We start from the raw sequence: 13895 nt of genomic DNA on the forward strand, positions 1-13895 counted from the left end.
CAAGGAGGAATTCCATGTCTTCATTCACACACTTTAATGACCAAGGACGCGCGAAGATGGTTGATATAAGTGACAAAAAAGCAACCGTTCGAAAAGCAATTGCGTGCTCTAGCATTGTCGTTACAAAAGAAATTTACGATAAAATCTCTCACAATGAAATTGGGAAAGGTGACGTACTAGCAGTTGCACAAATCGCAGGTATTATGGCTGCGAAACGCACTTCTGATATTATCCCAATGTGCCATCCTTTATTATTAAAAGGTGTTGACGTTTCTTTCGATTGGAAACAATCCGAAGAACAATATCGATTACTTATTGAAGTAAAAGTTAAAACAGAAGGTAGCACCGGTGTTGAAATGGAAGCTTTAACAGCTGCTTCCGCTACAGCTCTTACTGTGTACGATATGTGCAAAGCTGTTGATAAAGGTATGATTATTGGCGAAACGTACTTATTTGAAAAAACAGGTGGAAAAAGTGGAGATTATACGAGAAAGTCTTAATCTTCTCTCCGTTGAACCTAAAGGGCTTCCTTTAGGTTCAACCTATATATCTTGCATATAAACGTTTTGCTACATTTATATCATTCGTCCCATGAATAAAGGCCCTGCCATCTGTAAATAAAACAAAACGAAATTCCTCTATCGGAAATGATAATAAATACGGAGTAGCTTTTACATCCACACTTCTTTGTAAGCGCTTTTTAATTTCTTCTAAATTAAATTCATTCCGCACACCTGGACGGATTTGTACTGTATTTCGGCCACATAACACTTCTGTTTTCGTTTGTGCTTCAAATGTTAAACTCGGATATGTACGTAATCTTCCACAAGATAAACATGTGTCTTTTTTCTGCCTATTCATTTTAAATGCCATCTGTTGATTATTCCAAAGATCAAACGATAACATCGTTTCGCGAAGCGCCCCATAGTCTTCTACTAATATTTTCAGCGCTTCCGTTATTTGATGTGCAACTACTAATTGCACGGCCGGCTGTATAATACCCGCCGTATCACATGTTGCCCCGCTCGCTGGATGTTCCATTAAACAGCGGAAACACGGTGTTTTTCCTGGTAAAATTGTATACGTTACTCCGTAGCTTCCGACACAACCACCATATATCCACGGAATATTATACTTTTGTGAAACATCATTAATAAGAAGACGCGTTTCAAAATTATCTGTCGCATCTAATATTAAATCTACATCATTCACTAGCTCTTCCATTTCTTGCACTGTTACATCAGTCACAACCTGATTTATTTTCACCTCAGAATTAATCGCTTGTAAATGCTCTGCCGCTGCTACCGCCTTTGGTTTGTATTGCTTTGCATCTTCTTCTGTATATAATTGTTGTCTTTGTAAATTACTCCATTCTACATAATCACGATCCGCAATTGTTATTTTGCCAACACCTGCTCTAACAATTGCTTCTGCATTCGCTGCACCGAGAGCACCAGCGCCGATAATAAGCACATGCTTCTCTCTAATTTTTCTCTGTCCTTCTTCTCCAACACCAGAAAATAATATTTGTCTTGAATATCGCTCCTGCATACGATAGCCCCCTTATCCTCCTATATAAGACATTTCAATTTTCGGACGATTCTTTGCACTTTCTTCTGTCCGTTCATCCGAATACCTGTCTTTTCTATTCATCCATACATTTTGTATAACGCTTACTAACTCATCATCTGAAAGATTTCCTCTAAGAAGTTCCCTTACATCCAATCCTTCTGTCGCAAATAAGCAAGTATAAAACTTTCCATCTGCCGAAATTCTTGCTCTCGTACAAGAGGAACAAAATGACTCTGAAACGGAAGTAATAAAACCGACTTCGACATTTGTTCCAACGTAACGATATCGCTTCGCAACTTCACCGAAATAATGCGCTTCAGCTGGCTCAAGTGGATACACGCTATGAATCATCTCAATTAACTCTCGCTTTGTAACGACTTGATCAAAGTTCCATCCATTTGTACTACCAACATCCATAAACTCAATAAACCTAAGTGTGATTCCTTGCTCTTTAAAATAAGTAGCCATCGGAAGTACTTGATGGTCATTCATCCCTTTTTTCACAACCATATTTACCTTTACATCAAGCCCGGCCTCTTTTGCAGCCATAATTCCCTTTATAACAGGTTTCGTATTGATATTCCGGCCATTAATGTCCTTAAATACATCGTCATCTATTGCATCCAAACTAACATTTACTCTATGTAATCCAGCTTCTTTTAATGCTTTTGCTTGTTTCGTTAAATGAATTGCATTCGTCGTTAACCCTATATCTACTAACCCTTCAATTTTCACGAGACGTGCAATAAGTTTTGTTAAATCTTTACGCAGCAGTGGCTCGCCACCAGTAAGTCTAATTTTTCGTACACCGATGCTAACAAATAGTTTTGCCAAACGTTCAATTTCATCAAACGTCAGTAAAAACTCATCTTTCAAAAAAGCATAATCTGGCCCAAAAACTTCCGCTGGCATACAATATGTACATCTAAAATTGCAACGATCTATGACAGATATACGCAAATCTTGAAGTGGGCGTCCAAAAAAATCTGTAACCATCTCCTGCATCGCCACCCTCCCTTTCTGCCAAATTTCTCTCTTTTCATTCTATTATAATATATTTTCGAACTGCGATGTTTTTGCTCAAGTGAATAAAGTGAAACTTTCCTAACCAATTAGACTACCTACAAATAACGAGATAAAGTGAAACTTTAATCAGTGGGGGTTTTGTTCATCCCCACTGATTATTAGCCTTCACCAATCGGGCTTTTACCGGCAGTTGATCCCCCACCTAACTTCTTTGCTTCCGCTGAATTTTGAGGTGGTGGGCTTACTGCCCGGCAAATAGCGGGATAAAAAACCTTGAAGCATAAAAGCCCCAAGGTTTTCTTCTTATTAACTTAATCTAATAATAGTTAAAGTAGCTCCTGGTGTTGTCGTAGATAATGTAGCTATTGCAAGTAATCCAAATAACTGCAGACTAATAGCAGCTCCAGCAGGCAAATTAGCAATGATTGTCGCATTAAACGAACCTGTAGCTACTGCTGGTGAATTAACGGTTCCTGCAAGTTGAACCCCATTTACAGTTATACGTGAACTTACGAGTAAAGCTGCCGTTATATTAATTGTATAAGCTATATAATAATTTCCTGCATTCGCAACTGTGAATACAGTATTCGTACCATTAACAGTGATTCCTGGTCCAATATTTTGATTGTTCGGTAACGGTACATTCGTACCACCTAATAAAACGGAAATAGCGGTTCCTGATGTATTATTCGCAAATGCATACGTTGCAGTTGTACTAACTCCGGTCACACCCGTTGCCCCAGTGGCCCCGGTTGCTCCAGCTCCAGTTGGGCCTGTTGGACCTTGGATTCCTTGGGGGCCTTGGGGGCCTTGAATTCCTTGGGGGCCTGTCGCTCCGGTTGCTCCTGTGGATCCCGTCAGGCCTTGTGAACCTTGAATTCCTTGGGGACCTTGTGCTCCGGTTGCCCCAGTGGCCCCTGTTGGGCCTTGTGGACCTTGCAATCCTTGCACACCTTGTGGACCGGTTGGACCTATGTCGCCTTGAACACCTTGAATTCCTGTTGGGCCTTGCGGACCGGTCGGACCCTGCACTCCCTGTATCCCTTGAATTCCCTGTGGACCTTGTGCTCCGGTTGCTCCTGTCACACCTTGGATTCCTTGGGGGCCTTGATCTCCTTGAATTCCTTGTGGACCGGTTGGACCTTGGATTCCTTGCAATCCTTGAATTCCTTGGGGACCTTGATCTCCGGTTGCTCCCGTTACTCCTTGTATCCCTTGGGGACCTTGAACACCTTGCGGACCGGTTGGACCTATTTCTCCTTGTACACCTTGAATTCCTTGGGGTCCCTGTAAGCCCGTCACACCAGTTGCTCCTGTTTCTCCTGTCGCTCCTGTCACTCCAGTTGAGCCTGTCGCCCCGGTATCTCCTGAGCCTGTCGCCCCGGTATCTCCAGTTGCTCCAGTCACACCGGTTGCTCCTGTCGGTCCAGGTGGTCCACCGGATGGACCTGTCACTCCAGTCGGACCTGATGGCCCCGTTGGACCACTCGGTCCTGCTGGTCCTCCAGAAGGACCAGTTACACCTGTTGGACCAGTTACTCCAGTTGGGCCTGTAGTTCCTTCCCCTGTAGCACCAGTTACGCCCGTATCTCCTGTTGCTCCCGTCGGACCTTGAATTCCCTGTATTCCTTGTGGACCTTGCACTCCTTGAACACCCGTTGCCCCTTGAATTCCTTGTACTCCTTGAACTCCTTGTGGTCCCATCGGACCTGTTGGGCCAATCGCTCCTTGAGCACCTTGAACACCTTGCGGGCCCTCTGGACCTGTTGCACCTATATTCCCTTGTACACCTTGAATTCCAGTTGCTCCTTGCGCTCCTGTTGCTCCTGTTACACCTTGAATCCCTTGTATTCCCTGTATTCCTTGTGGGCCTTCTGGACCTGTCGCTCCTACTGGCCCTTGAATTCCTTGGATTCCTTGTGGGCCCTCTGGACCTGTTGCTCCAACTGGTCCTGGCACCCCTTGTATTCCTTGCGGACCCTGAAGTCCTTCTGGCCCTTCCGGACCTGTTGGTCCTATCTCACCCATAGGACCTTGTATCCCTTGAACTCCTTGTGGTCCCGTTGCTCCTGATGGACCCGGTACTCCTTGAATTCCTTGTGGACCTTGATCTCCGGTTGCTCCTGTTACACCTTGAGGCCCTATAGCCCCCTGTATACCTTGCGGACCTTGATCACCAGTTGCTCCTGTTATCCCTTGAATTCCCTGAACACCTTGGATTCCTTGTTCACCAGTTACTCCCGTCGGACCCGGAATACCTTGAATACCTTGCGGACCTTCTGGACCTGTTGGTCCAATTGGCCCTTGAACCCCTTGTATTCCTTGCAATCCCTGTGCTCCTGTTTCTCCTGTACTTCCGGTCGGTCCTGTATTTCCCGTTACTCCAGTTACACCTGTACTTCCTGTTACCCCTGTATTTCCCGTTGCTCCCGTCGCACCTGTACTTCCACTCGGTCCACCTCCTGGACCTGTCGCACCAGTTGCCCCCGTCGGACCTGGTGGACCTCCAGATGGACCCGTTATCCCTGTTGGACCTGTTATTCCAGTTGGGCCTGTAACCCCTTGACCAGTTGCTCCTGTTGTCCCCGCACTTCCACTCGGTCCTTGTGGGCCTTGTATCCCTTGAGGTCCTTGTATACCTTGTGAACCAGTTGCTCCTGGTACCCCTTGAACTCCTTGCATTCCTTGAGGTCCCTCAGGTCCAGTAGCCCCAATCGGACCTTGTAACCCTTGTATCCCCTGTATACCTTGTGCCCCAGTCGCTCCGGTTGGACCAATCGGACCTTGTAACCCTTGCACTCCTTCTGGTCCTGTCGCTCCTGTAGCGCCCTGTGGTCCCCTCAATCCTTGCGGCCCCTGCTGTCCTTCTGGTCCCGTTGCACCTATTGGTCCAACTGGTCCTTGTATCCCTTGCACACCTTGAGGTCCTGTGGGACCCATCTCTCCCATTGGACCTTGTAATCCTCTTGGTCCTTGTGGGCCTGTTGGACCTTGGGGACCTGTTGGGCCAGTAATCCCAATGCCAGTAAATCCCGTTGGAACGGGTGGAAAGGTAGGCCCAATAAGATTTGGTGAAATTCTGAAATTAGAGTTTAATGAATGTTTTTTATCGCGCTCTCTCACACTTTCACCACCTGCACACCATCTTTTTTATATTAAACAAACCTCTTCTTAATATGTATTTACAAAAACAAACTCAAAGACTATTTTTATTTGAAATAATAAAAACTCCCTTAAATCCTTAAGGGAGTCCAGCAGTTGAATCCAAATTATCTGTATTTGGGACGGCTTGTGCTATACCCGATACATTTGTACCTTGCCCCATATTTGTTCCTGTTACAGTACCAGCAGGAGTTCCTCGTGTATATGTTGTCGTCACAGAATCACCTGGCTGTAAGCAAAGCTTCGTCTCCGTCCCTATTACTGTAACAACATCAATCCAAGTACATCCCATTGAGCCACTATACGATTTCGTAGCAGTAAAGGACGTATCACTCAAATTATCACCAGTAAATATATTCCCAGTGTTATTCACAATAACAAATTCTTTTATATGAGCAGGCATAATTACACTCTACCTTTCCTCTATGAACCTAATGTACGTGTACTCGTTGCTAATGGCGGGAGAAATACTGATGTTCGAATCACCGCTTCTGGCTGCCTTTTCCCATTTAAAAAAATAGCCGCACTCGATCCTCCAGCACCTGCATATATTTTTGCTACAGCTAAAGGTGAGATATCATAACAGTCACCAACATTAACAGCCCCTGTATTATTAATAATTTTTACTTTCCGCAAGTTAATCCCCATTTACCTATCCCCCTTTTGTACACTGTATGCAAAAGAAAAAAACTTGAAACAAACACGTTTCAAGTTTTTTAAACTACTTATTTCGTTTCACCTTCATATTGAAGCATACCGCCAACCATGTTCATTGTTTTAAATCCTTGCTCATTTAAATAATGACATACATTTTCACTGCGCATTCCCGAACGACAAATAAAGATATATTCATTCTCTTTATCAAAGAAATCTACTTTATTTGGGATATCACCCATTTTAATATGTACAGCTTCTGGAATTTTCCCTGCTGCTACTTCTTCATCTTCCCTTACATCTACTAAAAATAACGTTTCTCCATTTTCTAAACGCTCTTGCACTTCTTCTGTAGTAATTGTTTTAACTTCTGTCATATGTCGTTCCTCCTTATATACAATAAAACCTTTAGTCTCTTCCTTAAACAACCATGTCTAATCAATTTTAGCATGCGAAAGAAAGAACGCAAAGAATGGAAAATTTATTTCTCAATTTCCCCGCAAAACTTATTCTTTACAAACATAACTCGTGCATTGTATCCTCAATATACTTGTTTTATGAAAGGAGCCAATGAAAATGACACTTTTTCTTTTCATTACGGGCATCATTTTCTTAATCGCCGCAATTATTGCACTTAGTATGAAAAATAATAAAAAGATAAAATCACCACAAGAAATGTCATTCTTATTTCTATTACTTAGTATCGCGTTCTTCGGTATAGCAATTGCCACATATATTTTCCGTCTACAAATCATGTAAAAAAAGGTGCCTACTACATACATTGCACCTTTTTCACATCATTTATTTTCTACACAAAGCTAGATACTTTCCGGTTTAAAAATTCATAAACTTTCTTTTCAAATAAATGAATATCAAATGCTCCCGCCATATGCCCATTTATACTTTCTATCTCATACACTTCCGCATACTTCCCTTGTTTTTGCAAAATGTCTACCATTTTATAATTATAACGTGACGGCTGAAGCAAATCTTGTTTGCACGGAATCATAAGTACATTTGCTTCTATGTTAGACAGTGCCTCTTCTAAAGACGAAAATCCATGCGCAATATCATGTAATAAAACTGCTTTCGCAGTGTATATCCACGAATTTGCATCTACTAACTCTATACTTCTATATGTCACTTTATTTATTTCTTTCTCAAATGATGTTAATATCGAAAACTTTTCATAAGGTTCTACTTCTATACTATTACGAGGGAATGTTGTTTCATAAAAATGCTCATCAAATGCGTTCATAAACATCATTCTATTTGCTAAATGAAGTCCCTTCATTGGCTGCTCTTCTCCATATTTTCCGCCCTTCCAACTTGGATCCAGTTGAATAGCCTCAATTGCATTTTGTGCTACATTTACCGACGTAATAATTGGATTTTGCGGGTTCGTAATAACACCAATCATCCGCTCTACCATATGAGGATAATGAACAGCCCATTGCTGCGCAATCATCCCGCCAGCTGACGGTCCCATTACAGCATGTAGCCTTGCGATTCCCATATCTTTTATTAACTCATATTGCATACGAGCTACATCGAGAAATGTAAAAACTGGAAAATCCATAGCATATTCTTCCCCAGTTTCTGCATTAATCGATTTCGGTCCTGTTGTAATCACATATGGATTTTTCACCTGCACATTACAAAGATTATCAGTGCATATAACAAAATATTTATTTGTATCAATTGCTTTTCCTGGCCCAATTAAACCATCCCACCAACCAGACTCCTCATCATGTGCTGTATATTTCCCTGCCGCGTGACTCGTTGCACTAAAATAATGGCATACCAAAATCGCATTTGACCTTTCTCTATTTAAAGTACCATACGTCTCATACCCCATTTGAACAGGAATTCCCCTACCATTTTCAAACATAAACTCTCTTAAAACAAACTTTTCCTTTTTTACAAATTGCACAGACTCGCCCTCTTCCCGTCATAGTATGAACTGCTTACTAAAGGATTTTTTCTATACAAACCAATCTCCTCCTTCTTTTCATAAATAAATGAATAATATACAAAATTAGCCACAAAATAGCACTATATTACACAATCAAAGAGGGAATACATATGATTTGGAATTGGCTACGTAAGAAAAAAAAATCAAATACGACAGAGAAAAACGAAACAGATAATTCAGAGCAACAGCCTAACAACAATCAAGAGGATGATAACAAAGAACAGACTAGAAGTATGAAACATAATAAAGATAGCAATGACGAGCAAAAAAAAGAAAAAAACAAGGATTCGGCTCAAGATAAACAGCAATACTCTAAGCAAAACGACTCAGATGAGAATCAACAACAAAATTCTAAACAAGACAACTCGGATCAGAATCAACAACAACACTCTAAACAAAACGACTCGAATCAAAATCAACAACAACATTCTAAACAAAACGACTCGAATCAGAATCAACAACAACATTCTAAACAAGACAACTCGAATCAGAATCAACAACAACATTCTAAACAAAACGACTCGAATCAGAATCAACAACAACACTCTAAACAAGGTAACTCGAATCAGAATCAACAACAAAATTCTAAACAAAACGACTCGAATCAGAATCAACAACAACATTCTAAACAAAACGACTCGAATCAGAATCAACAACAAAATTCTAAACAAAACGACTCGAATCAGAATCAACAACAACATTCTAAACAAGGTAACTCGGATCAAGATCAGCAGCAAAGCTCTGGAAATAATAGTATTTATGATTTTACGAAACCAGAAAAAGACCGTATTCATTCTCTACAAGATTTAATAGGGAAGCTCAAAAAGTCTAGTGATTTTGTTAATTATCACACATCTGATGATGAAACGATGCCTTATTGGATTTCTTACTATCGTCCTTCACTTGATGGAGAGAAATTACAGAAATATTTAATGCCTATTCTGTTAGAACGACCTTGTACTTCATTAGAAGAGCTAAAAGAACATATTCCGATGAGTGGTATTACAATTACGAACGACTTACAAAAAATTGAGGACATGGTTTTAAAGGGACATGCGATTATTCAATTGAATCAGCAAGATCAAAAGTGTATGCTTGCAAACATTGCAATTGATACTTACCGGGCACCAAGCCCTCCATTAAATGAATCAACAGTTATCGGTCCACAAGAAGGCTTTGTAGAAGCTATTGATACGAATATTAATTTAGTACGAAAACGCCTTCCTGTTTTAGATTTACAAACAAAAGAAATGATTGTCGGCGAATTTTCCAAAACGAAAGTTGTCATGATGTATTTAGACAACCTCGCTGAAAAAGATAATGTAGATTTTCTCGAGGAGTCATTACGTGCTCTTGAATATGATCAAATTAATGATAGTGCTTATATACAAGAATTAATGGGTGAAAAGTCGATTTTCCCTCTCTATATCAATACAGAACGTACTGATAGAGTTACAAAAGCACTAATTGATGGAAAAATCGCTATTTTTGTGGATGGTTCTCCAAGTGTTCTACTAACACCTGTATCCTATTTTGATTTTTTCATTTCACCAGAAGACTATAACGTCTCTTGGCTATACGCTACATTTTCACGCATTTTACGTCTTATCGCTGTTCTATTTTCAATCTGTGCTACACCGTTATACGTTGCAGTTTTAAATTATCATTATGAGCTCATTCCAAGTGATTTACTTGAAACTTTGATTTTATCAAGGGCACAAGTACCATTCCCACCTTTAATTGAGGCACTCTTTTTAGAACTTGCAATCGACTTACTGAGAGAAGCTGGCGCGAGGTTGCCGATGAAAGTTGGTCAAACGCTCGGTATTGTAGGCGGTATCGTAATCGGACAGGCATCTGTACAAGCTGGTTTAACGAGTAACATTTTATTAATTATCGTTGCATTATCAGCACTCGCTTCCTTTATTACACCTATTTATAAAATGGGTAATGCCGTTCGATTACTACGTTTCCCATTTCTAGCATTCGCAGAAATAGGCGGACTCTTCGGCATCTCTCTTGGATTTATCTTTTTATTTACCCATCTATTTAGACTTACTTCTTTACGTAAGCCGTACGCTTTGTTTTATCCGACAAGACAACAATCCGTTAAAGATTCTTGGATTCGTTTCCCATTAACAATGATCGATACAAGAGATGTACAAGCAAGACCACAACATGTAAAAAAAGCAGCGAAAGGAATTTCAACAAAACATAGATCGGATTTTGATGATTAAGGAATGAGGTGCATTGATGAGTCAAGTTCAAGAAAAATATCAAATATCTCCTGTCTTTGTTTTCTTCTTAATTCACAGTGCACAGTTTGGTGCTGGTGTTCTCGGGTTCGCTCGAATTATTGCAAAAGCTGCTGGATACGACGGCTGGATGGGGGTTCTCCTCACAGGGATCATTATTCATATTATCATCTGGATGATGTATTATTCATTAAAAACTGTAGAAGGAAACTTAATTGATTTACACAAACAACTTTTTGGAAAATGGATCGGAAATGGTATTAATATCATTTTTATGGCTTATTTTTTCATTGTAAGCATTTCTGTTGTTAGAACATATGTCGAAATTATTCAAGTATGGATGTTTCCTAGTGCATCCACCTGGATGCTCACATTCTTTTTATGTTTAATAAGTTATTACATTATTTCATCAGGCTTCCGTGTCATTGCAGGAATTTGTGTTATTTCTGTTGGTGGAACCTTAGGTTATCTTTTTCTAAGTCTTTTCATTTTGAAATTCTCACATTGGGATAATTTACTTCCAATATTTTCACATTCTTTTACAGATATTTTGAAAGCAGCTCAACTATCTATTTATAGTATGACAGGATTTGAAATTTTCCTTATGATTTATCCATTTGTTAAAGAGCCAGAGAAATCCCATAAATTTGCGCAATATGGGGCATTATTTTCCAATATTTTATATTTATTTAGTACCATTCTCGCTTTTACATTCTTTAGCGAAAAACAATTACTCAAAACTATTTGGTCTCAGCTGTCCATGACACAAGTTATTAAGCTTCCTTTTATAGAGCGACTTGAGTATATCGCTATTTCCGGTTATGCTCTCGTTATTATTACCAGCTTTATCCTACCTTTATGGGCTGCAACTAGAGGAACGCATGAAATCTTTCGTGTGAAGCAACGAGGTATTTTGATCGCATTTATGCTTATCACTTTAGTTGTTTCACAACTTTTAACGAACAGGCATGATATTAATGATTTTATTAGCAATGTATCTAAAGTTAGTTTTTGGCTTATATATGTATACATCCCAATTCTATTTATTATTGTGTGGGTGAAAAGAAAATGGAAAAAACCAAAAGAAAATTAATAATTCTTGCTTGCATCAGTATCTTCAGTCTAACTGGTTGCTTACAAAAAAATATTATTGATGACGTTCAGCTCATTCAAGGAACTGCCTTCGATACAGCAAAAGATAATAAAGTAAAAGTTACATTCGTTTGCCCCGTACAAAAAAAGGGAAATAAAGTTCAAGTCTATGAAGGAACAGGAAACGCAGTAAAACAAGTAAAGGCAGATACCTCTTTAGAATCTTCGCAACCGTTCGCAAGCGGTCAAATGCGTGTTGCCTTATTCACAACAAAGATTGCTAAAAAAGGATTATCAACTTCCTTTGATACATTGATTCGTGATGTGAATATTGGTAACTCACTGTATGTTGGACTATTAGAAGGCAGTGGTACTGAACTATTTAAAGGAAAATATAGTACCTCTTACAATGTTGCGATTTATATAAAAAAAATGTTAGAACATAATATGGACACTGGGCCTTTGCCAACTGACAATTTATATTTAGGCGCCTTCAGGTACTACCGTGAAGGACAAGATTCCTATATGCCTATCCTAAAAAAACATGGAGATAAAATAAAGATTACTGGTATCGGTCTCTTGAAAAAGGATAAGTTAGTCGGCACAATTAAGTACCACGATATGTTTGTTTTCAAAGGACTGCTAGAAAAGCACCGCCTAGATTCACATGAATTTAAAACCAATCCTGGCTATGCAATGATTAATAACATCCGTTCCGTTCCTACCTACGAAGTAACTATAAAAAATGGAAAACCTTCTTTCTATATTCATGTAAAAATGGAAGCTCGTATTCAAGAATTATCTCGAAAATTCAACTTAGAAAATAAAAAGAACACGCAAAAAATAGCGAAAGCGGTTGAGAAACAGTTAGATGCAAAAGCTACAAAACTAATTAAACAGTTTAAATCCTTAAATGTTGACCCTCTTGGACTTGGAGCAAAATATAGACAACATTATCGTCCATTTAAATTAGAAGAGTGGCGAAAAATGTACAAAGATGTGCCAATTAAAGTAAAATACACTGTTAATATTACAAATTCTGGTGTAATCGAATGAGAAATGATTGAACTCCTCTCTCCAGCATGATACAACGGATAGAGGAGTTTTTATTTTAGATAGAGAGAGAAGATATTTATGGGGGAGCTTATGTCTAAAAAATTAGTAAAGCCTATTTTAAATGGTATTTTATTTCTCGGCGTCTTTTTATTTGCTCATACATACTTAAAAAATGTTTCCTTCACACGTTATTTACTTGTCGTTATACCAATGTTGCTCGTTGGTATGTTTGGCATCGACCTTATTTTATCTGTTTTAATTAAGAAAGAAGAATAGTCTCCGGTCATCTATGTTACAATAAACTTCGGCATAACGTAAGAAAGGATGAAACAACATGACAAACGAAAAAGGTTTAGATAAAGGATACGAACTTGTTGCGAAAATGCATGAAGTATTCGGGCATCCTGTGACAAATACACCAACAAAACTAGCAGAAGAGCGCGCAAAAATTCGTGCTAGCTTTATGCAAGAAGAGCTAGAAGAATTTCTAGAAGCAACGACTGTTGAAGATCAATACGATGCACTTATTGACCTTATTTACTTTGCATTCGGAACGTTTGCAGAAATGGGCGTACGTCCAGATAAAGGATTCGAAATTGTAAATAACGCAAACATGGCAAAATTATTCCCTGATGGGAAACCTCGATTCCGCGAAGGCGATGGCAAAATTCTAAAACCAGAAGGCTGGCAAGCACCAGAGCCACAACTTCGTGCTGAAATCGAACGTCAGCGCCAAGAAGCTGAAAAAAACTGCTAGGATTTCCTAGCAGTTTTTTATTATGTCTTTTTTTCTGCAATTCATTAATGACCCACGTGTCCCGCGTGTCCTGCTGCTCCACTAATGCTAGCTGCCCCTGCTGCCCCTGCTGCCCCTGCTCCAATTCCACCTGCCCAAGGAGAAGATTGTTGCTGTTGTTGATATTGCTGATATTGTTGATGTTGCTGGTGTTGTTGCCCCTGCTGACCATGGTGGCTCTGTTGACCTTGTTGGCCTTGATGATGGTGACCATGATGACCTTGTTGGCCTTGATGGTGATGATGACCATGGTGACCTTGTTGGCCTTGATGGTGATGATGACCATGATGACCATGGTGACCGTGCT

The 13895-nt window shown here is 39.7% G+C and carries 14 protein-coding genes and 1 pseudogene; 7 read left to right on the forward strand and 8 right to left on the reverse strand.

The features are described 5' to 3' along the window. Nucleotides 1-14 precede the first annotated feature (14 nt). Nucleotides 15-500: a cyclic pyranopterin monophosphate synthase MoaC gene (gene moaC, locus FS802_RS23600; protein ID WP_098655240.1), complete on the forward strand. Its 486-nt coding sequence runs from the start codon at nt 15-17 to the stop codon at nt 498-500. Between the two features lie 37 nt (nt 501-537). Here the strand turns inward: moaC and FS802_RS23605 are convergent, their stop codons facing one another. The 6 genes from FS802_RS23605 to FS802_RS23630 form a co-directional block, all read right to left on the reverse strand. After that, nucleotides 538-1551 (reverse strand): molybdopterin-synthase adenylyltransferase MoeB, encoded by a 1014-nt coding sequence (locus tag FS802_RS23605; protein ID WP_098655241.1) that lies wholly within the window; start codon nt 1549-1551, stop codon nt 538-540. Nucleotides 1552-1563: 12 nt separating this feature from the next. Continuing rightward, the gene (gene moaA / locus FS802_RS23610; RefSeq protein ID WP_001157143.1) at nt 1564-2577 is read right to left on the reverse strand and encodes a GTP 3',8-cyclase MoaA; all 1014 of its coding nucleotides are present in this window, start codon (nt 2575-2577) and stop codon (nt 1564-1566) included. Between the two features lie 327 nt (nt 2578-2904). Beyond that, on the reverse strand, nt 2905-5721 hold the full coding sequence (locus FS802_RS23615) for a BclA-related collagen-like exosporium protein (protein ID WP_098707637.1): 2817 nt from the start codon (nt 5719-5721) through the stop codon (nt 2905-2907). Between the two features lie 118 nt (nt 5722-5839). Continuing rightward, nucleotides 5840-6163: a hypothetical protein gene (locus FS802_RS23620; RefSeq protein ID WP_001110861.1), complete on the reverse strand. Its 324-nt coding sequence runs from the start codon at nt 6161-6163 to the stop codon at nt 5840-5842. Nucleotides 6164-6183: 20 nt separating this feature from the next. Further along, nucleotides 6184-6408 (reverse strand): spore germination protein, encoded by a 225-nt coding sequence (locus FS802_RS23625; protein WP_000512461.1) that lies wholly within the window; start codon nt 6406-6408, stop codon nt 6184-6186. 77 nt (nt 6409-6485) lie between these two features. Further along, nucleotides 6486-6791, reverse strand: a complete 306-nt coding sequence (locus FS802_RS23630; protein ID WP_000141210.1) for a rhodanese-like domain-containing protein — start codon at nt 6789-6791, stop codon at nt 6486-6488. Between the two features lie 199 nt (nt 6792-6990). Here FS802_RS23630 and FS802_RS23635 point away from each other — a divergent pair, with 199 nt between their 5' ends. Beyond that, complete coding sequence (locus FS802_RS23635) at nt 6991-7173, forward strand: hypothetical protein (protein ID WP_000171896.1); 183 nt, start codon at nt 6991-6993, stop codon at nt 7171-7173. Between the two features lie 49 nt (nt 7174-7222). Here the strand turns inward: FS802_RS23635 and FS802_RS23640 are convergent, their stop codons facing one another. Continuing rightward, nucleotides 7223-8347, reverse strand: coding sequence for a homoserine O-acetyltransferase family protein (locus FS802_RS23640; protein WP_001160995.1), 1125 nt, complete (start codon nt 8345-8347; stop codon nt 7223-7225). Nucleotides 8348-8499: 152 nt separating this feature from the next. Between FS802_RS23640 and FS802_RS23645 the strand changes: the two genes are divergently transcribed. From FS802_RS23645 to FS802_RS23665, 5 genes are all read left to right on the forward strand, one after another. Then, nucleotides 8500-10626, forward strand: coding sequence for a spore germination protein (locus FS802_RS23645; protein WP_144525515.1), 2127 nt, complete (start codon nt 8500-8502; stop codon nt 10624-10626). Nucleotides 10627-10642: 16 nt separating this feature from the next. Continuing rightward, complete coding sequence (locus FS802_RS23650; RefSeq protein WP_000084571.1) at nt 10643-11737, forward strand: spore germination protein; 1095 nt, start codon at nt 10643-10645, stop codon at nt 11735-11737. Beyond that, nucleotides 11713-12792, forward strand: coding sequence for a Ger(x)C family spore germination protein (locus FS802_RS23655; RefSeq protein WP_098654872.1), 1080 nt, complete (start codon nt 11713-11715; stop codon nt 12790-12792). Before FS802_RS23650 ends, FS802_RS23655 begins: the two co-directional genes overlap by 25 nt. Before the next feature lie 90 nt (nt 12793-12882). Further along, nucleotides 12883-13068, forward strand: a complete 186-nt coding sequence (locus FS802_RS23660) for a hypothetical protein (protein WP_113734070.1) — start codon at nt 12883-12885, stop codon at nt 13066-13068. 58 nt (nt 13069-13126) lie between these two features. After that, the gene (locus FS802_RS23665) at nt 13127-13549 is read left to right on the forward strand and encodes a pyrophosphohydrolase domain-containing protein (protein ID WP_000180552.1); all 423 of its coding nucleotides are present in this window, start codon (nt 13127-13129) and stop codon (nt 13547-13549) included. 44 nt (nt 13550-13593) lie between these two features. Here FS802_RS23665 and FS802_RS31765 read toward each other — a convergent pair. After that, nucleotides 13594-13895, reverse strand: a pseudogene (locus FS802_RS31765) (hypothetical protein); the annotation flags it as partial.

Source organism: Bacillus sp. DE0042 (genome assembly GCF_007680225.1).
GTDB classification, from domain to species: domain Bacteria; phylum Bacillota; class Bacilli; order Bacillales; family Bacillaceae_G; genus Bacillus_A; species Bacillus_A wiedmannii.

Bases quoted from the DNA above. Each gene is read 5' to 3' on its own strand.
- moaC (WP_098655240.1), top strand. From the start codon at position 15: ATGTCTTCATTCACACACTTTAATGACCAAGGACGCGCGAAGATGGTT.
- FS802_RS23605 (WP_098655241.1), bottom strand. From the start codon at position 1,551: ATGCAGGAGCGATATTCAAGACAAATATTATTTTCTGGTGTTGGAGAA.
- moaA (WP_001157143.1), bottom strand. From the start codon at position 2,577: ATGCAGGAGATGGTTACAGATTTTTTTGGACGCCCACTTCAAGATTTG.
- FS802_RS23620 (WP_001110861.1), bottom strand. From the start codon at position 6,163: ATGCCTGCTCATATAAAAGAATTTGTTATTGTGAATAACACTGGGAAT.
- FS802_RS23625 (WP_000512461.1), bottom strand. From the start codon at position 6,408: ATGGGGATTAACTTGCGGAAAGTAAAAATTATTAATAATACAGGGGCT.
- FS802_RS23630 (WP_000141210.1), bottom strand. From the start codon at position 6,791: ATGACAGAAGTTAAAACAATTACTACAGAAGAAGTGCAAGAGCGTTTA.
- FS802_RS23635 (WP_000171896.1), top strand. From the start codon at position 6,991: ATGACACTTTTTCTTTTCATTACGGGCATCATTTTCTTAATCGCCGCA.
- FS802_RS23645 (WP_144525515.1), top strand. From the start codon at position 8,500: ATGATTTGGAATTGGCTACGTAAGAAAAAAAAATCAAATACGACAGAG.
- FS802_RS23650 (WP_000084571.1), top strand. From the start codon at position 10,643: ATGAGTCAAGTTCAAGAAAAATATCAAATATCTCCTGTCTTTGTTTTC.
- FS802_RS23655 (WP_098654872.1), top strand. From the start codon at position 11,713: ATGGAAAAAACCAAAAGAAAATTAATAATTCTTGCTTGCATCAGTATC.
- FS802_RS23660 (WP_113734070.1), top strand. From the start codon at position 12,883: ATGTCTAAAAAATTAGTAAAGCCTATTTTAAATGGTATTTTATTTCTC.
- FS802_RS23665 (WP_000180552.1), top strand. From the start codon at position 13,127: ATGACAAACGAAAAAGGTTTAGATAAAGGATACGAACTTGTTGCGAAA.